At 63.2% G+C, this 17,280-nt stretch carries 19 protein-coding genes; 10 read left to right on the forward strand and 9 right to left on the reverse strand.

All coding sequences use genetic code 11. From position 1 onward, the window contains the following. Positions 1-53: 53 nt before the first annotated feature. Together JAO75_RS11700 and JAO75_RS11705 are read right to left on the reverse strand one after the other, a co-directional pair. On the reverse strand, positions 54-2,330 hold the full coding sequence (locus JAO75_RS11700; RefSeq protein ID WP_199049320.1) for a CDC48 family AAA ATPase: 2,277 nt from the start codon (positions 2,328-2,330) through the stop codon (positions 54-56). Positions 2,331-2,511: 181 nt separating this feature from the next. Then, on the reverse strand, positions 2,512-3,030 hold the full coding sequence (locus JAO75_RS11705) for a mediator of RNA polymerase II transcription subunit 21 (protein ID WP_199049321.1): 519 nt from the start codon (positions 3,028-3,030) through the stop codon (positions 2,512-2,514). A 133-nt stretch (positions 3,031-3,163) separates the two neighbouring features. Between JAO75_RS11705 and JAO75_RS11710 the strand changes: the two genes are divergently transcribed. Both JAO75_RS11710 and JAO75_RS11715 read left to right on the forward strand, forming a co-directional pair. After that, complete coding sequence (locus JAO75_RS11710; RefSeq protein WP_199049322.1) at positions 3,164-3,907, forward strand: extensin-like domain-containing protein; 744 nt, start codon at positions 3,164-3,166, stop codon at positions 3,905-3,907. A 62-nt stretch (positions 3,908-3,969) separates the two neighbouring features. Beyond that, positions 3,970-4,956 carry a L,D-transpeptidase family protein gene (locus tag JAO75_RS11715; RefSeq protein ID WP_199049323.1) on the forward strand — a complete coding sequence of 329 codons (987 nt, stop codon included), beginning with the start codon at positions 3,970-3,972 and terminating at the stop codon, positions 4,954-4,956. Between the two features lie 25 nt (positions 4,957-4,981). Here the strand turns inward: JAO75_RS11715 and JAO75_RS11720 are convergent, their stop codons facing one another. Both JAO75_RS11720 and JAO75_RS11725 read right to left on the reverse strand, forming a co-directional pair. Further along, complete coding sequence (locus JAO75_RS11720) at positions 4,982-5,257, reverse strand: hypothetical protein (RefSeq protein WP_199049324.1); 276 nt, start codon at positions 5,255-5,257, stop codon at positions 4,982-4,984. Between the two features lie 182 nt (positions 5,258-5,439). Beyond that, a complete protein-coding gene (locus tag JAO75_RS11725; RefSeq protein ID WP_199049325.1) occupies positions 5,440-5,853 on the reverse strand; it encodes a BA14K family protein in 414 nt (137 codons plus the stop codon). Positions 5,854-6,237: 384 nt separating this feature from the next. Between JAO75_RS11725 and JAO75_RS11730 the strand changes: the two genes are divergently transcribed. The 5 genes from JAO75_RS11730 (at position 6,238) to JAO75_RS11750 (ending at position 10,840) form a co-directional block, all read left to right on the forward strand. Further along, a complete protein-coding gene (locus JAO75_RS11730) occupies positions 6,238-6,744 on the forward strand; it encodes a putative pterin-binding protein (protein ID WP_199049326.1) in 507 nt (168 codons plus the stop codon). Positions 6,745-6,746: 2 nt separating this feature from the next. Further along, on the forward strand, positions 6,747-8,891 hold the full coding sequence (locus tag JAO75_RS11735) for a sensor histidine kinase (RefSeq protein WP_199049327.1): 2,145 nt from the start codon (positions 6,747-6,749) through the stop codon (positions 8,889-8,891). Positions 8,892-8,898: 7 nt separating this feature from the next. Further along, complete coding sequence (locus JAO75_RS11740) at positions 8,899-9,948, forward strand: response regulator (protein ID WP_199049328.1); 1,050 nt, start codon at positions 8,899-8,901, stop codon at positions 9,946-9,948. Positions 9,949-10,113: 165 nt separating this feature from the next. After that, positions 10,114-10,479, forward strand: a complete 366-nt coding sequence (locus JAO75_RS11745; protein ID WP_199049329.1) for a hypothetical protein — start codon at positions 10,114-10,116, stop codon at positions 10,477-10,479. 166 nt (positions 10,480-10,645) lie between these two features. Continuing rightward, on the forward strand, positions 10,646-10,840 hold the full coding sequence (locus tag JAO75_RS11750; protein ID WP_199049330.1) for a hypothetical protein: 195 nt from the start codon (positions 10,646-10,648) through the stop codon (positions 10,838-10,840). Between the two features lie 3 nt (positions 10,841-10,843). Here JAO75_RS11750 and JAO75_RS11755 read toward each other — a convergent pair whose 3' ends face one another. Beyond that, complete coding sequence (locus JAO75_RS11755; RefSeq protein ID WP_199049331.1) at positions 10,844-11,053, reverse strand: DUF2842 domain-containing protein; 210 nt, start codon at positions 11,051-11,053, stop codon at positions 10,844-10,846. 160 nt (positions 11,054-11,213) lie between these two features. Between JAO75_RS11755 and JAO75_RS11760 the strand changes: the two genes are divergently transcribed. Beyond that, the gene (locus JAO75_RS11760) at positions 11,214-12,254 is read left to right on the forward strand and encodes a COX15/CtaA family protein (RefSeq protein ID WP_246742475.1); all 1,041 of its coding nucleotides are present in this window, start codon (positions 11,214-11,216) and stop codon (positions 12,252-12,254) included. Positions 12,255-12,307: 53 nt separating this feature from the next. Here JAO75_RS11760 and JAO75_RS11765 read toward each other — a convergent pair whose 3' ends face one another. Continuing rightward, a complete protein-coding gene (locus tag JAO75_RS11765; RefSeq protein WP_199049333.1) occupies positions 12,308-12,718 on the reverse strand; it encodes a DUF1236 domain-containing protein in 411 nt (136 codons plus the stop codon). Positions 12,719-13,117: 399 nt separating this feature from the next. On the opposite strand from JAO75_RS11765, the gene JAO75_RS11770 reads away from it, so the two are divergent. Next, positions 13,118-13,792 (forward strand): ParA family protein, encoded by a 675-nt coding sequence (locus JAO75_RS11770; protein WP_199049334.1) that lies wholly within the window; start codon positions 13,118-13,120, stop codon positions 13,790-13,792. Between the two features lie 91 nt (positions 13,793-13,883). On the opposite strand, the gene JAO75_RS11775 is transcribed toward JAO75_RS11770, so the two are convergent. After that, entirely contained in the window at positions 13,884-15,167 is a 1,284-nt protein-coding gene (locus tag JAO75_RS11775; RefSeq protein WP_199049335.1) for an O-acetylhomoserine aminocarboxypropyltransferase, read from the reverse strand. Between the two features lie 199 nt (positions 15,168-15,366). Then, on the reverse strand, positions 15,367-15,891 hold the full coding sequence (locus JAO75_RS11780) for a CoA-binding protein (protein WP_246742470.1): 525 nt from the start codon (positions 15,889-15,891) through the stop codon (positions 15,367-15,369). A gap of 51 nt (positions 15,892-15,942) precedes the next feature. On the opposite strand from JAO75_RS11780, the gene JAO75_RS11785 reads away from it, so the two are divergent. Next, positions 15,943-16,380, forward strand: a complete 438-nt coding sequence (locus JAO75_RS11785; RefSeq protein WP_199049337.1) for a PaaI family thioesterase — start codon at positions 15,943-15,945, stop codon at positions 16,378-16,380. Between the two features lie 15 nt (positions 16,381-16,395). Here the strand turns inward: JAO75_RS11785 and JAO75_RS11790 are convergent, their stop codons facing one another. Continuing rightward, on the reverse strand, positions 16,396-17,022 hold the full coding sequence (locus tag JAO75_RS11790) for a glutathione S-transferase family protein (protein WP_199049338.1): 627 nt from the start codon (positions 17,020-17,022) through the stop codon (positions 16,396-16,398). Between the last annotated feature and the right edge of the window lie 258 nt (positions 17,023-17,280).

Below are 17,280 nucleotides of genomic sequence, written 5' to 3' on the forward strand. Positions count from 1 at the left end.
CGTGGTCCTTCGGGGCCACGCCTTTTTCTTTGCACACCTGACAAGAGCAAAGCCTACTCGGCGGCCTGCCTGAGGGGCAGGAAGCCGATGGCCTGACGCTGCGGCCCGGTCTGCTTGAGTGTACCGACCAGTTCCTCGTATTCCCGCTCCATCTCCGGAGTGACGGAGGGGCGCGTCTCGCGCAGGGCTTGCTCGAAATGCGCCATGGCAACGCTTTGTGTCTCGAGGGATTCTCGCAGCGCGAGAAGTCCGGCACGGCGCGTCAGGTCCTCAAGGTCGGCACCGGTGAAGCGATCCGTCCGCTCGGCGATGGTGTCGAGGTCGACATCCGGCCCGAGCGGCATGGTCTTGGTATGGATGCCGAGAATATGCCGGCGGCCCTTGGCATCGGGGACCGGCACATAGATCAGCTCGTCGAAGCGTCCCGGCCGCAGCAGGGCAGGGTCGATGAGGTTGGGCCTGTTCGTCGCCGCCATCACGACGACGCCCTGCAACTCCTCGAGGCCGTCCATCTCGGCCAGGATCGTGTTGACCACCCGCTCCGTCACGGCCGGCTCGCCGAGTCCGCCGCCGCGGATGGGGGCGAGCGAATCGATCTCGTCGATGAAGATGACGCTAGGGCCCACCTGACGGGCGCGGGCGAAGAGGCGCGAGACCTGCTGCTCGGACTCCCCGTACCACTTGGACAGGAGGTCGGAGGATTTCGTCGCCACGAAATTGGCCTGGGCCTCCCGGGCGACCGCCTTCGCCAGCAGTGTCTTGCCGGTTCCGGGCGGGCCGAAGAGCAGGAAGCCCTTGGCGGGCCTGATCCCGAGGCGAGTGAAGGATTCCGGGCTCTTGAGGGGAAGCTCCACGCCTTCGCGCAGGCGGGTGCGGGCCTCCTCGACGCCGCCGATGTCGTCCCAGGTGACGTTGGGCACCTGGATCATGATCTCGCGCAGGGCGGAGGGCTGAACGCGCTTCATGGCATTCAGGAAATCCTGCCGGTTCACCTGCAGGCTCTCGAGCACGTTCGCCGGAATGCCGTCGCGCAGGTTGATGCCGGGCAGGATGCGCCTCAGCGAGTCCATAGCGGCCTCGCGGGAGAGAGCGGCCAGATCGGCGCCGACGAAGCCGTAAGTGGTGCGGGCGACCTCGTCGAGGTCCACGTCCTCGGCCAGGGGCATGCCGCGGGTGTGAATGCCGAGGATCTCCCGCCGGCCCGGTTCGTCCGGCACCCCGATGACGATTTCGCGATCGAATCGGCCCGGACGGCGCAAGGCTTCGTCGATGGCCTCCCGCCGGTTCGTTGCGCCGATCACCACGATGTTCTGGCGTGGCTCCAGCCCGTCCATGAGGGTGAGAAGCTGCGCCACGATGCGCCGCTCGACCTCGCCGGTCACTTCCTCGCGCTTAGGCGCGATGCTGTCGATCTCGTCGATGAAGATGATGGCCGGTGCGTTCTGCTGCGCCTCCTGGAACACCTGCCGCAGCCGCTGCTCCGACTCGCCGTAATGCTTGCCCATGATCTCGGGGCCGGCGATGTGGTAGAACTGCGCCTCCGTCTCGTTGGCCACCGCCCGCGCCAGGCGCGTCTTGCCGGTGCCGGGGGGGCCGTAGAGGAGCACGCCCTTGGGCGGGTCGATGCCGAGGCGCTGGAACAGTTCGGGATGGCGCAGCGGCAGCTCCACCATCTCGCGCAACTGGTCGACCGTGCTGCCGAGCCCGCCGATATCGTCATAGGTGACATCGGCGCGGCGCGCCTCCCGCGGCTCCTCGAATTGCGGACGCAGCTCGATCTCCGTCTCCGCCGTGACATGCACGATCCCGCGCGGCTGGGTCGTGACCACCACGAGGCGGATCTCCTGCAGGCCGTAGGCCGGGATGTTGAGCAGCCCGCGCAGCTCCTCCGGCAGGCGCGGATCCGTCGAGCGCTGCGAGTACACGGAGGTCGAGATCACGTCGCCTGCCGTGAGCGGGCGCTGGTAGAAGGTGCGCTTGAGGGCGTCGCCGGATCCCTGAAGCCGGAGCCCCTTCTGGGCCGGCGCCAGCACGACGCGGGTGGCAGGACGAACGTCCGCGCGCTTCACCTCCACATGATCGCCGCTGCCCACACCCGCGTTCACGCGCTGCAGACCGTCGAGGCGCACGATGTTGAGGCCTTCGTCCTCGGCGTAGGGCGTGACCGCAATGGCAGTGGTATGGCGCTTTCCGATGATCTCGATGGCCTGGCCTTCCTGCACGCCGATCTCCGCCAGGGCCTGTCGGCTCATGCGCGCGATGCCGCGGCCGGAATCGTCGGGCCGGGTATTCGCGACCTGGAGCCGTACATTCTGCCCATCATCCGCCATGGCAGCTTTCCCATCGTTCGAGTGGTCGCTCATGCGATGGCAGATGCAGGGAAGGGGCCGGGAGAGCAGGTCTTCCGTGTGCCATGCGTCGGAGGTTCCGCCGGAATCTCGAGGCGGCAAAACCGGAGGGCAAACGCGACATCGGGGGAATCGTTGCAGGTCTGCCGGGGAGCTCGCAGAGTTATGAAGAGGCATCCCTGGACGGGGTCCAAAGCCTTTGCAACGACAGCGCGACTTCGTCCTCTGCGGGCGCCGCATAGTTCGCGGCCCTACCGGCCGGCATGAAGGGCGCAATGGTCGGCAGGCCCGGAGATCCATCGCCGTCTCTTGTCTCCTGCGACGGCGGATCGATCAGCTCCCAGCTGTCGAAGAGGTCCATGGTCGAGTGGCCGGGCAGGTCAGGGCCAAGGTAGGGGACAATCTCGATCCAGGGGCGCCCCTGAGGCCGCGGAGTAATCTTCGTGACGCGTCCGAAGAAATTCGTCAGGGGGCAGCGGACGAAATCGCCGGGTGCGGGCAGGCGCGTCTTCTCGCGTTCGAGTTCGGCCTCGGCCTGCCGCAGTTCGGCCTGCAGCCGGGCGATCCGCGCCTCGAGTTCGGCGACGCGCATCGTGCAGGGGCTTTCATGTTCCTGGTTCAAGGTCGAAACCAGGGCAAGGCTCTTGTCCGAACCAACATCCATCACCAGGGATGCCCTCATGGCGGGCCCTCCATTCCTCCTTAGGATTTTGGTGCGTCTCGCGACGAGAACAAGACGTCCAGAAGGCTGAGCGGGAACCCAAGCTCGGCGCATGGGGGTTATAGAACTGAAGAACATGAGGATTGGAGTTTCGATGGACCTTCGTGGCTGCAGGGCAGGGTGGATCGGCTGGGCCATGGCTTTGCTGCCGTTGCTGACAACGGCCACATTGGCTCAAGCGCCAACCGCGCCGCTGCCGCCGCCGCGCCCCGACTACACGGACAAGCCCGGTCCCGAGCCCAAGGTCGAGAATCCCGCCTCGGCCGAGACTCCGGCCGATCAGACGGCCTCCGAGGACAGCAGCCTCCACGCCGCGTGTTTGGACAGGCTTTCAAAACTCGGATTGCGTTTCGAGGAAAAGCCTCCCGTGCAGGAGGGGCGCTGCAGCATCGACAACCCCGTTCTCCTGTCGGGGCTGCCTAACGGCATCGAGGTTGCTCCTGCGTCGCTCATGGCCTGTCCTGTGGCGGAGAGCCTCGCGCGCTGGATGAGCGAGGTTGTTGTTCCCGAGGCTGAGCGCCAGTTCCAGACCGCTCCGACCAAGCTCCTGATCGGAACGTCCTACCAGTGCCGTGATCAGCGCGACGGAGCAAAGCTCAGCGAGCACGCCCTCGGCAATGGCGTCGACGTCATGGGATTCGAGTTCGCCAAGCGCCCGCCACTGGCGATTGCCGAGCAGCCCGACAGCACGCCGGAGGCGGGCTTCCAGTCCACCGTTCAGAAGGCCGCGTGCCCCATCTTCAATACGGTGCTCGGCCCGGGCTCGGACGCAGCCCATGGCGATCACCTTCACCTCGATCTGCGCCAGCGCAAGGGCGACTACCGGATCTGCCAGTAGATTGCGGGAACAGGGAGGCGCTCCGGGCTTTGTCATTCATGACATTCTCGGTGGAGTTTCCCATGAAGTTGACCGCTTACGCTGCTCTTGGATTCCTGAGCTTCCTCGGACCTGCTCTGGCCGCGCCGCAAGGGCTCGACAAGGAAACGGTGAACGGCGCCGAATGGACCGCAAAGAGCAAGGCGGGCAACGAAATCGATCCGGTCATGATCAAAACCCAGGTCCTGCTCGACCGGGCGCGTTTCTCGCCGGGCGTCATCGACGGGTTCAAAGGCGAAAACCTTCAGAACGCGATCCGAATTTTCGAGAAGGCCAACGAGCTCGAACCGGACGGAGCGCTCGACGAGGAGACCTGGAAAAAGCTCGCCGGCACGTCGACCGAGCCGGTGCTGACCGAATACACGATCACTGACGATGATGTGAACGGCCCCTTCGTCGAGATCCCTGACGAGATGGAGGAGCAGGCGAAGCTCGAACGGCTCGCCTATACCAGCCCGGAGGAGCTTCTGGCCGAGAAGTTCCACATGGACATGGACCTGCTCAAGGCCCTGAACCCTAATAAGCCCTTCGACAAGGCCGGCACCTCCATCCTCGTCGCCAATGTGGACACGAAAGATTCCGAGAAGCCGAAGGACAAGGTAGCCAAGATCGAAATTGTCAAAAGCGAGAAGGTTCTGCGCGCCCTGGCCGAGGACGGCTCCCTCATCGCGGCCTACCCCGCTTCCATCGGCAGCGAGGAGAAGCCGGCGCCGAGCGGCACCCATAAGGTCCGGGCCGTCGCGAAGAACCCGACCTACACCTACAACCCGGAATACGGATTCAAGGGTGTGAAGGCGAAGGAGGCTTTCAAGATCGCGCCGGGACCGAACAACCCTGTCGGAAGCGTCTGGATCGACCTGTCCGTCGAAACCTACGGCATCCACGGAACGCCTGAACCGGCGAAGGTCGGAAAATCGTACTCCCACGGCTGCATCCGGCTGACGAATTGGGATGCAGAGGAGCTGGCCCTGATGGTGGAAAAGGGCATGCCGGTGGCGTTCATTGACTAGCCCGGCGCCAGCAGGCGCGGGAGCCTCAGTCGTCGTTGGCGGAGTTGAGCTGGTCCGGCCTCATGCCTTCATCCACCTCTGAGTCGTGAGCCTGGACGAGCCACTCCAGCTGTTCCTGGACGAAGTTGGGATCGCTGTGAAAACGCATGGCGCAGGCCACGAGAAAGATCGCAATCTCAGGCAGGTCGCTGTCGCCCATGTCCGGAAGGATCAGCTCGAGATCCGTCATGTTGCCGGAGGTCAGGATAGCCGCCTCGGTTGGAGGAATGACGGTTCCGCCGTTGTCAGAATCGTGAGCCATGGGGTTGTTTCCGAGCCTTCCATCTTGGGGTGAGATCCTTGGCCAGCCTTCAGCCTCGGATGTTGTTCTAAGGCATGCGCCTGGGAGGTAAAGGCTGACCGGACAGGGAAGCGGTGTTCACAAACGGAAGCCCTGCGGCAGGGGACTGCCGCAGGGCTTCGGAAAAGGCGACCTGTTATGGCTTAAGGATACGTGCAGACGTACCGCATCCCGTTCGTCGCAAGGAATGTTCCGGTTGCGGGGTCGTAGGAGCGATACTTGCGGGCGCAGTAGGCCGCGACCTGCGGATTGACGACGCCGGGAGGCGGAGGAGCGGCCGGCTGAGCCTGGGCCTGGCTGGCGATCGCGCCGGCGATCAGGGCGCCGGCCGCAAGGCCTGCAACGCCCGCCGCAACGGCGGCGCCATTGTCGCGGCGATAGTAGTACCGCTCACGGTAATAAGGGCGGTAGCCGCGCCGGTAGTATTGGGCGTAGCTCTCGTTCGGGTACGCCTGCTCGATCTGCGGCAGGGGACGGGTCTCAAGAGGGGTTGCGCTGGCCGGAAGGGCAGGCGCTAATACGGCCACGCCAACCAGGGCCGTCATGAACTTGCGCATAATCATCTCCTGTTGCGCCGGATAGGCCGACAGCAATCCTGTTGATCCGGTTGCACTATAGCTTCTGTGGTCAAGCTTGCAAAGCTTAGCGGGTGGGCTGCCCGGAAGGTCACACCCATGTGTGCCCGCTGTTGCTGCCCCTGATGCCGGAGGTGGTTTGTCATTGCAGGTTGCTGCGATTGAACTTGTCGGCAGCTCTCGATAATTCATGATTACATAAATTCATTTCAGATAAACAGAGGCTGAACAGTAATGTATTGGCTGTCGGAAATTTTTCAGCAACGTCACGCGTGATATAATTTCTCCTTGAGCCTTCTGGATTTTTGGGCCGAAATCGGGGAAGATAGCGTCGTTTTATTATAATCTGTCGCTGAACGGGAACTGATGCGTCCGCTCATTGGGCTTATATATTTCGTGATTGCCATGGGCGCGGGCGGCCTGTCCTACGCGCAGGCGCCTTTGCCTGCGCCCAAGGGACCTGTCGTGTTGACCATCTCGGGCAAGATCGAGCAGACCAACGGCGACGGCGTCGCGCGGTTTGATATGGACATGCTGGAAGCGCTCGGCAGGGATTCGTTTGCCACGCGATGGGAATTGTCCGAGACGCCTCAGCAGTTCGAGGGCGTTCCGCTGCGGGCAGCGCTTGAAAGGGTAGGCGCCCAGGGCAAGAGCCTGAGAGCATCCGCCCTGAACGACTATGTCGCAGTCATTCCCATGGAGGATCTCAAGTTCGAGCCGATCCTCGCGACCAAGCTTGATGGCCGGGCGCTGACGATCCGTGACAAGGGGCCTTTGTGGATTGTTTATCCAAGAGACCGTCACAAAGTTCTGCAGGATGCCAGATATGACGCCCGCTGGGTCTGGCAGCTCAACAAGCTGCACGCCGAATAGCCATGCGGTTCAGCTTCCACCACTATAAGACTGCTCTGGTCACGCTCGTTGCAACTGCAAGCCTCGTCGTGTGCCTCGGCTTCACCGTTGCGCGATTGTTCGAGATGGAACATGAGTTTCGCAACGATAGGTCCGTCGCTGCCATTTGGTTCGTGACCCAGGCTCAATTCGAGGCCGTCGTTCTGGCAGAGACCCTGGCTCGTGTCGACGCCAATGAGGGCATCGGCGCGCCGGAGCAGCAGCCCGGCTTTCGTGCCAACATTCTGATCAGCCGCCTGTCGGTCCTGCTGGAGGGGCGCCAGGGCAAGCTGATGGACGACATGGGCATCGCAGGCGACCTTAAGAAGGCTTACCTCCAGCTCACATTGGCTGAGCCGCTGCTGCAGAACGACATCGATGCTTCGGCTGCGGCGCTGCTTCGTGAGCAGGCGATGCAGCTCGCCTACAGGCTCAGGGACGTCGCCAACGAGATGGTTGCGCTCAGCCATGGTCAGGCTGCCTCGAAGCGCTCCAGCTATTTGCAGGTGATCTTCGAAGGCATCGCTTTTCTGATCGGGATTGTTCTGAGCGCCGCGTTCCTTCTGGTGCGCCTCTTCAAGGGCGTTCAGGAGGCGAGTCAAGCGAAGCAGTTGCTCAAGCAGGAGCAGGAACTGTCCGACCTGGTGATCAACAACATCAGCAACCAGGGCATCATCATGTTCGACAGCCAGCTCCGCTGCCTGCTGTGGAACCCGGGCATGGAGGGCCTGCTCAACCTGAAGCCCGACCAGGCCATCGGCCAGAGGATGGAAAATCTGGACCGGCTGTTCAGCAAGCCCGAGGTCGTCGATGCTCTGACCCGGGCCACCGAAGGGGCCAGCTCTATCCTGGAGCACGAGGCCGTGACATCGGAGGGGCACGAGCGCTGCCTGGAGGTCAACAGCTTCCCGATCTATATGGCCGACCGGAAGCTGGGGATCGCCTTCATCCGCGATGTCACGGAGCAATGGCTCGCGCGCAAGCAGGCGGAGCGGCAGAACTTCGATCTCGAGATCAAGGTTCTCCAGAGGACTGCGGCCCTGCGCCAGGCCGAGCGTCGCCTGATCGCCGCCATCAACTCCGCCTCGGAAGGCTTTGCGGCCTTCGACTGGACGGGCAAGCTCCTCTTCGCCAACGAGCAGATCTGGGCGGCGGCTCCTGTGTCCCTGTGGTGCAACGAGGACATGAGCCTGCCCGTGTTCCTGCGGTGCTTCGCCATGTGCGAGGGAGCCGACCTGCGCCTCCTGAAAGCCAGCGCGCCCTTCGAGGAAATCGAGTACGATCTCCTGGTCAGGAAAGACACCTGGCACCGGCTCTCGCTGACCAAAGCCGACGGGGCCACGATCTTCGTCCGCCTCACCGACATCAGCGCCTACAAGCAGGCCGCGAAGGCCCTGGAATCGGCGCTGGAACGCGAACGCGAGACGACGAACGCCTATCGCAGCTTCGTGTCAATGGTCTCGCACCAGTTCCGGACGCCGCTCGCCATTCTGGATTCGAGCGCTCAACGCATCCTGCGGCGCGGCGCGGCTCTCACCCAGGACGAGCTCGTCACCCGGGTTCAGAAGATCCGCAATGCGGGAACGAGGCTGACGCGTCTGGTGGACAGTGTTCTGAATGCGGCCAAACTCGATGCGGGAACGATCGAACTGAACCCCGCCTCGTACGATCTCACCCACCTGGTCATGGATATCTGCGAGCGGCAGCGGGAGGTCAGCTCCCAGGCCGACATCCGTTTCGACGTGCCGGATGTTCCCGTCCGCGTCTATTGCGACGGCATGCTCATCGAGCAGGTTGTCGTCAATCTCCTGTCGAATGCCATTAAGTATTCCGGCGTTGCACCGGTCGTTGAGATCAAGATCTGGATGGACGGCTCACGAGCCTATTGTTCCGTTCGCGACTGGGGCATCGGAATTCCCGCCAAGGAACTGCCGAAGATCTTCGAGCGCTTCTATCGCGCCAGCACGGCCTCCGGCATCGCCGGCACAGGGATCGGCCTGAACTTTGCCCAGCGGATCATGCACCTCCATGGGGGCGAGATCCATGTCGAGAGCTATGAGGCGGCAGGCTCCCTGTTTACCTTCGACCTACCCATCGCCAATGCGGATCAAGCGCAGCAGGCTGCATGAGTGACTGATGATGATGACAACACAAAAAACAATTCTCTGCGTTGAAGACGAAAATGACCTCCGGGGCGATATCGCCGAAGAACTGGAGGCTGCCAAATATCGCGTGCTCCAGGCGGCCAATGGCAGCGAGGCGCTGGCGCTTCTCGAGAGGCATCGTCCCGATCTGGTCCTTTGCGACATCACCATGCCGGGACTCGGCGGCTATGACGTTCTCAAGGCCCTGCGCGAGCAGGGGAACATGGTGGACGTTCCCTTCATCTTCCTCACGGCTCTGGCCGAGCGAAACGACGTGCTGACCGGCAAGCAGGCTGGAGCGGACGATTACCTGGTCAAGCCCATCGATTACGAGATCCTGCTCGCGACCGTGGCCGCCCGACTCGATCAGGTCGCGCGGGTGCAGACGAGCGCCGTTCACCGGGCGGAGGAATCCTGGCAGGAGGTCCTCAAAGCCTCTCAAGGGCGCACCGTGGATGCCCTCGACAAGGCCACTTTCGCCTTCGACCGTTTCCTCGTGGGCGTCGTGATCGTCGACGAGACCGGAGCGGTTCGGGTGATGAACAAGGAAGCGCAGCGCATCCTTGCCGAAGAGGATGGGCTGGGTGCGGCGCAGGGCATCCTGAAAGGCTCCGTCGCCAAGCAGAACAGCAAGCTCTATTCAGCAATCGAGAAGGCCTTCGAGGAGGAGACCCTCGACGAGATCATCTCATTCCCGCGCCTCTCCGGCGGGCGGCCCTACCTCGTCCTGATCCCGGGCCAGCGCTTCTCGCCCGAGGAGCGCCCCGAAGCCGTGGTGCTGCTCGTCATCGACACGGAGCAACGCGCCAAGGTGTCCGGCGACACGCTGGTTCGCCTCTACAACCTGACCCCGTCCGAGACGCGGGTCGCGCTGATGCTGATCGACGGCAAGCGCCTGGACCAGATTGCCGAGGAACTCGAGGTGGCTCAGACCACCGTGGTCTTCCACCTCAAGAACCTGTTCCGCAAGACGGACACGAACCGGCAGGCGGATCTGGTTCGTGTGCTCCTCTCGGTGCCGCTGCGGACCGCGGCGGACTGACCCGGTCGCTTAATCCGCGTTAAGACCTTGCTCACCATTCCGGCAAGATCGGCCAAAACCCAAGCTTCGCCACAATCTGTTCAGCTTTCAGAGAGGTTTCGAACAGTATATCTCATGACATGAAGAGGGAGACATGGAGCCTCCCTTCTGTCGGGGGTGACGATCATGAAGATCTTCCGTCTAGTTTCCGGTACGGCTGCCGCTCTGGCGCTGGTTTCCGGCCTGGCTGTTGCCGAACCGGCTGCAGCGCGCGATCGCCTGTCGCCGGGTGCCGCTGTGGCTCTCGGCGCTCTTGGAGGTCTCGCCGTGGGTGCCGCGGTCGGTGCCGCGGTGGCTCAGCCGCAGCCGCCCATCGTGTATCGGGCTCCGCCTCCGCCGCCGCCGGTCTACGTGGAGGAGCGCCGGGTGCCGGTTTACTACGAGCGTCCGGTACGCGAGCGGGTTTACGTGGAACAGTGCACGACCGAGCGCTTCCGTGAGTGGGTTCCCGGCTGGGGTTGGGAGCACCGCACCCGCAGGGTGTGCCACTAACGCATCAGACCCGAAAGTGGACGCCACTTTCGGGATCGAATCTGACGCGTTCCTCCTGAACGAAAGCAACGATCAGGCCCGCCTCCGAGCGGGCCTTTTCTTTGAACGGCGGAGAACCGGGGTTTTGCTGCCGCGTTGATCGCATGAGAACCATGCGAGATTTGCCATGACCAGCACACCGAAGGATCAGGCCGGCTCAGATCGGACCAAGCTGAATCCCGGCGATCAGGCCGAGCCGGGCACGCCCGGCACCGGGGAGAACGTGTGCCCGGAATGCAAGGGTAGCGGCCGCATCGGTGCGGCGGCGTGCCAGACCTGCGGCGGCACCGGCACGATCATCGAAGGGATCGGCGGCGCTTGAGGTTCAGGACTTGTCCGGCTTGGCCATCCAGCGGATGAGCGGCATGAGCGGGACGATCCAGATCAGGCCGAGAACGATGTAGGCCAGAGTCTGAATGAGCTTCGGTGCCTCGGAGATCCGGCCTTCGGCGGCAGCCATGGCGAACAGCGCATAGAAGATGATGAAGGCCAGCATCACCACTGTGCCGATCAGCTTGCGTGCGCTCGTGCCCATGGTCGAAGTCCTTAAAGCTTGGCAAAATCTCATCACGACGGTGCGTCACCGGCATGAATTGCCTCTTGGAGGCGCAGCCTCTATGTGACGTTCGTATCCGGGGTTCAAGCCCTAATCGATGATGAGAGTGAGCATGGCTGTCGCAGCCTCCACCGGGAGCATGCCTCTGGCGCGCGTGCCCCAAACCCGTTCCCTGTCCGCTGTTCGCGTCTGGATCTACACCCTTGCCGCCCTGGTGGTGCTGATGGTCGCCGTCGGCGGCGCCACGCGTCTGACCGGCTCGGGTCTGTCGATCACCGAATGGCGGCCCGTCACGGGCGCCATCCCGCCGCTGACCGAGCAGGCCTGGCTGGTCGAGTTCGAGAAATACAGGCAGATCTCCCAGTACGAGCTCGTAAACAAGGGCATGACCCTGTCCGAGTTCAAGTTCATCTATGGCTGGGAATGGGGGCACCGGCAGCTCGGGCGCCTGCTCGGCCTGGTGTTCTTCCTGCCGCTGGTCTGGTTCTGGGCGCGGGGCGCGATCCAGGGCAGGCTTGCCCTGACCCTCCTCGGCATCGGGGCCCTCGGCGGGCTGCAGGGTGCCATCGGGTGGATCATGGTCGCGTCCGGCCTCGAGCCGGGCATGACCGCTGTCGCGCCCATCAAGCTGGCCCTGCACCTGACGGTCGCCAGCATTATCCTGGCCTGTCTCGTCTGGGTGGCGGCCGGCCTGAAGGACCGCTCCGACGCAGGGCCGGAGGCGCGCGCAGGGTATGCGCCGCGCATTCTCGTGGGGCTGATCCTGTTCCAGATCGCTCTTGGCGGCCTTGTCGCGGGCTCGAAGGCGGGGCTGACCTATAACACCTGGCCGTTGATGGACGGCGCCTTCATTCCGCCGGCCTCGGCCCTCTTCTCGGTCTCGCCCTGGATCGAGAACTTCGTCGACAATGTTGTGCTGGTGCAGCTCAACCATCGCCTGGTCGCCTATGCCATCGTGGCTTTCGCCCTGTGGCATGCCTGGACCCTGCGACGGACCGCACCGGGATCCAAGGCCGCCAGCCGGGCCACGGCCATGGCCGGCCTGACCCTGGGCCAGATGGTGCTCGGCATCGTGACCCTGCTGCTCGTGGTGCCTCTCTGGGCGGGCCTCGCTCATCAGGTCTTCGCCATGGCCGTTCTGGCGATGGCCGTCGTCCATGCCCGCGTGAGCGCGGCCTGACATAAAGAAAAGGGCGGCCTTTCGGCCGCCCCGATCTTCAACCGCTCCAGCAATTAGCGGATGACCTGAACGATGCGGCGGGTGCCGGGATCGACCAGAACCGGGGTCTCGTTGACCACGGTGTAGCGGTAGTTGGACACGCCGTACTCGGCCGGAACCTCATAGTACTGCACGCCCGAGGCCGGCAGGGTCGCGCCCACGCGGATCTCTTCCTGGACGCGGTAGGACGGAACGTCCTGGGTCACCACATACTGACGGAACTTCGGCTGCTGCTGCTCGGCAAGGCCGCCGACGATCGCGCCCGTCACGCCGCCGATGGCTGCGCCGACCGGGCCGCCGACGATGGCGCCGCCAACGGCACCGGTGGTCGCGCCGGCCGCAGCACCGCCGCCGGACTGAGCAAAAGCGCCAACCGGGGCGAGGGCCACAACAAGGGCGCCTGCAAACAAGATCTTCTTCGACATGTGTCAGCTCCTAACTGGTGAAGTCTGGGGCTTAACGGCCATCCGGAAGAGTGGTTCCGAGTCTCTAAAGCTGCCTGAAAAACGAATTATGAATAAATTTATCCGGTTTCTTGCGTGGCCGCATGGAGCGCCGCTCAAAGCTTGATCCGAGCTTTCGAACAGGCCCGTGCCGTGGAAACTTTTCTTCCCGAGACAGGGGGCGAAGCTCCGCACCGGCTGATGCGCATACCGTTCAGGAACCGAAATTTTGAGCGCTTTTGGCTCATGAGCAATGAAATCACAGTGGGAACAGGGCCGAAATTAGGAAATCAGGTCTTGCCCTGCTACAGGTGAACAATATTAAGATGGCCTTAACCCTCAAGCGCAGTGCTGCAGGAACAGGCTGATAAGGAGTCAGGCATGAACGTGCTGGTCTTTGCTTCGCGAAAAGGCGGCTCGGGTAAGAGCACGCTCGCTGCTCATCTCGCGAGTTATATCGCCAACCCTTCACGCCCCACGTTGCTGATCGACAACGACCCGCAGGGGTCCTTGTCCTTGTGGCACAAGATCCGGAATCAGGAATACCTTGGCCTCAAGCACAACGTCCGCAACATCGCGGATGCGATCCGGGACGCCAAGCGCGAGGGCTATGAGTGGGTTCTCGTCGACACCCCTCCGAACAAGTCCTCGATCGTTGCCGAAGCGATCAAGCAGGCAACTCTCGTGATCATCCCGACCAGGGCCAGCCTGTTCGACATCGCAGCCCTTCAGGATACGGTTGCGATTGCCCGCGAGCACCGCAAGCCCTACGCGGCCGTGATCAACGCCGCGCCGGCCAAGCACGGCGATAATGAGTCAGCCGTTGTGGCCGACGCGCGCGGAGCCCTGAATGCGCTCCAGGTCCCCGTCTGGGCCGGCCAGATCACGCATCGTCCCGAGTTGACCCTTTCGCTCGCCACGGGTGAAGGCGCCCGGGAATACGATGCGAACTCGCAGGGCGCGGACGAGATCGGACGCCTCTGGACGGCGCTCGAACGCTCGCTCAACGCCATTCACAACACCTACAAGAAGGCGGGCTCGTCCCGCGCTGCGTAGCGCCGAGCTTCACGAAACGAATTAAGAAGGGCGGCCTTGAGCCGCCCTTTTTGTTTTTCCTGAGTGGCAGTGAGGACTATCCGCAACCTGCCTAAGCTGCGTCCAGCGCCTGATTGAGGTCGTCGATCAGGTCCTGCGTATCCTCGAGCCCGATGGACAGGCGCACCACCTCAGGGCCCGCACCGGCCTGGGTCTTCTGCTCGTCCGTGAGCTGGCGGTGCGTGGTCGAGGCCGGGTGGATCACCAGGGAGCGGGTGTCGCCGATATTGGCCAGGTGAGAGAACAGCTTGAGGTTCGACACCAGCTTCACGCCGGCCTCGTAGCCGCCCTTGAGGCCGAACGTGAACACCGCGCCGGCGCCCTTGGGGCAGTATTCCTGCGCGAGGTTGTGGTAGCGGTCCGCGCGCAGGCCGGGATAGCTCACCCAGGAGATCTTGCTGTGGCCCTGCAGATGCTCCGCGACAGTCAGGGCATTGTCCGAGTGACGCTGCATGCGCAGCGGCAGGGTCTCAATGCCGTTGAGAATCAGGAACGCATTGAACGGCGAGAGCGCTGGGCCGAGATCGCGCAGGCCCAGCACGCGGCACGCAATGGCGAAGCCGAAATTCCCAAAAGTCTCGCCCAGCACCATGCCGGCATATTCCGGCCGCGGCTTGGAGAGCATCGGGTAACGATCGTCGCCGGCGAAGTTGAACGTGCCGCCATCCACGATGAGACCGCCGACGGAGTTGCCGTGGCCGCCGAGGAACTTGGTGGCCGAATGCACGATGATGTCGGCGCCATGCTCGAACGGGCGGATCAGGTAGGGCGAGGCCATCGTGTTGTCGACGATGAACGGGATGCGGTGCTTCTTGGCGATGGCCGCGATGGCTTTCAGATCGACGATCACGCCGCCCGGATTGGCGATGGACTCGACGAAGATCGCCTTGGTCTTCGGGGTGATGGCGGCCTCGAAGGAGGACGGATCGTCCGAATCGGCCCAGACCACGTTCCAGCCGAAGTTCTTGTAGGCGTGGTTGAACTGGTTGATCGAGCCGCCATAGAGCTTGCGGGCCGCAATGAACTCGTCGCCGGGCTGGAGCAGGGTGTGGAAGGTCAGGAACTCGGCCGCATGTCCTGATGCTACGGCCAAGGCAGCCGTGCCCCCTTCCAGCGCTGCCACACGTTCTTCGAGCACCGAGCAGGTCGGGTTGCCGATACGGGAATAGATATTGCCGAAGGCCTGCAGGCCGAAAAGAGAGGCGGCGTGATCCACGTCGTCGAACACGAAGGACGTGGTCTGGTAGATCGGCGTCGCCCGCGCGCCGGTGGCTGCATCGGGGGCCGCTCCGGCATGGATGGCAAGCGTGTTGAAACCTGGCAGGCGGTCGGACATGGCAGCAGCCTCTTCCTCTCAAGGACGACGTTCTGTTCTCTATAAAGAACGAAACGTTCTTCCGGTCAAGGCAGCCTTTTGTCCGTTCTGCTGTCATCCCCGGCGAGCCGCAGGCGAGGGAAAGGGATCCACGATCAGGCTCAGAGCTATGGATTCTTCCCCTCCGCTACGCTCCGGCCGGGAATGACAAGAGGTGCAGCTAAGACCGATTGAGGCTGAGTTTCTGGAAGCCTTTTCCCGACAGAACCGGCTTCTTCGCGCTGATCATCCGCGAATTCACGCCCTGCCAGGAGATCTCGCCGGAGAGACGTCCGAACTCGATCTTCGGGCAGCGGTCCATCACAACCTGTAGGCCCTTCGCCTCGGCCCTGGCAGCGGCCTCGTCGTTGCGCACGGAGAGCTGCATCCAGATCACCTTGGGCAGCGGATCGAGGGTGAGCGCTTCGTCCGTAATGGGCCCGGCGGCCTCCGAGTTGCGGAAGACCTCGACCATGTCTATCGGCACGGGCACGTCCTTCAGGGAGGCGTAGACCGTCTTGCCCAGAAGCTCGGTGCCGGCCAGCCCTGGATTGACTGGGATGACATCGTAGCCCCGCTCCAGCAGGTACTTGGTGACGATCCAGCTCGGGCGCGCCGGGTTCTGCGAGGCGCCGACCATCGCGATGGTCTTCACGCCGTTGAGGATGCCGCGGATGTAATCGTTCGGATAATTGTCGTGATTCATAAAGGGAACGTATGGGATAGGGCAGGGCAGTTCAATGAGCATCGCACATCCATGGCATCGCACCATCCCATCATGACCCGAGACGAACTCGCGGCTTTCCTCGACCGGGAGTTTCCCCAGATCCACGTGGGCGGGCAGACCTATTTCGTGGATGAAGTCGGGCCCCTCTCGGCGAAGATGCGGATGACCTATCACGAGCGCCATATCCGACCGGGAGGAACGATCTCGGGACCGGCCATGATGGCCCTGGCGGACCTCACCCTCTACGTGGCGATCCTCGCCCATATCGGTCCGGTGGCGCTCGCCGTCACCACGAGCCTGAACTTCAACTTCCTGAGGAAGCCCGAGCAGCGGGACCTCATCGCCGATTGCCGCCTGCTGAAACTGGGCAAGCGGCTGGCGGTTGGGAAGGTGTCGATCTACTCAGACAGCAGCTCGGACGTTGTCTGCCATGCGACGGGGACCTATTCGATCCCGGATCGCCGCTGACGCCAAAGCCGGTCTTTAAGTCTCCGGAGGCAGGAGCGCATCGTCGATCTCTCGGGCGCGCAGGGCCGCCGGCCGATTGCCGATGCGGTTCCAATAGGCCTCGAAGGCGGGCCGCTTCTCGATGGTTCCGAACATCATGCCCCAGCCGAGCTGCGAGCCGACATAGACATCGGCGGCGCTGAACTGATCGCCAGCAATGTATTCGGATTGGGAGACCGCATGCTCCAGGGCGCTCAGCACGTCCTCCATGGAACCGTAGCCGACCATCCCTTGACGCTCCGACGGTACCTCGAAGCCCAGCGACTTGTTGCTCACGGCGGCCTCCACCGGGCCGGCGGCGAAGAACATCCAGCGGTAATAGGTCCCCCGGCGAGGATCTCCTGGCGGGGGCGCCAGCCTTGCATTGGGGAAGGCATCGGCCAGATAGGCGCAGATCGCCGCCGCCTCGGTGACGACCACCCCTTCGTGAAGGATCGCCGGCACCTTCCCCATCGGGTTGACGGCCCGGTACCCGGGCGCCTTCATCTCGGGGCCGAAAGCCAGAACCTCCGTGCGGTACGTACAGCCCGTTTCCTCCAGCATCCACCGCACGATACGGCCGCGCGACATGGGATTCGTGAAGAAGATCAGTGCATCAGCCATGGGGAGCCCCTTGTTCTCGTTGTGGGCCGATTGTGCCTCAGACTTACGGCCAAGCAAAGTGCGCGATAGTTTAGGGCAGAAAGAGTGTGGTGCGGAAATACCGTATATGTGGTGCCGTATTACCTATCGCATCTAAGGCGTTGTTTATAAGGGATTTTCTACTGGACCGGTCTTGTTTGTTTCCGGTTGACTTGCCCGCCTGAAAACACTAAACAGCCCTCACTCGCCGCCGCACCTCGCGGCGGTTTGTCGTTTCAG

It is taken from the genome of Microvirga splendida (assembly GCF_016427565.1).
In the GTDB taxonomy this organism is placed as follows: Bacteria; Pseudomonadota; Alphaproteobacteria; order Rhizobiales; family Beijerinckiaceae; genus Microvirga; species Microvirga splendida.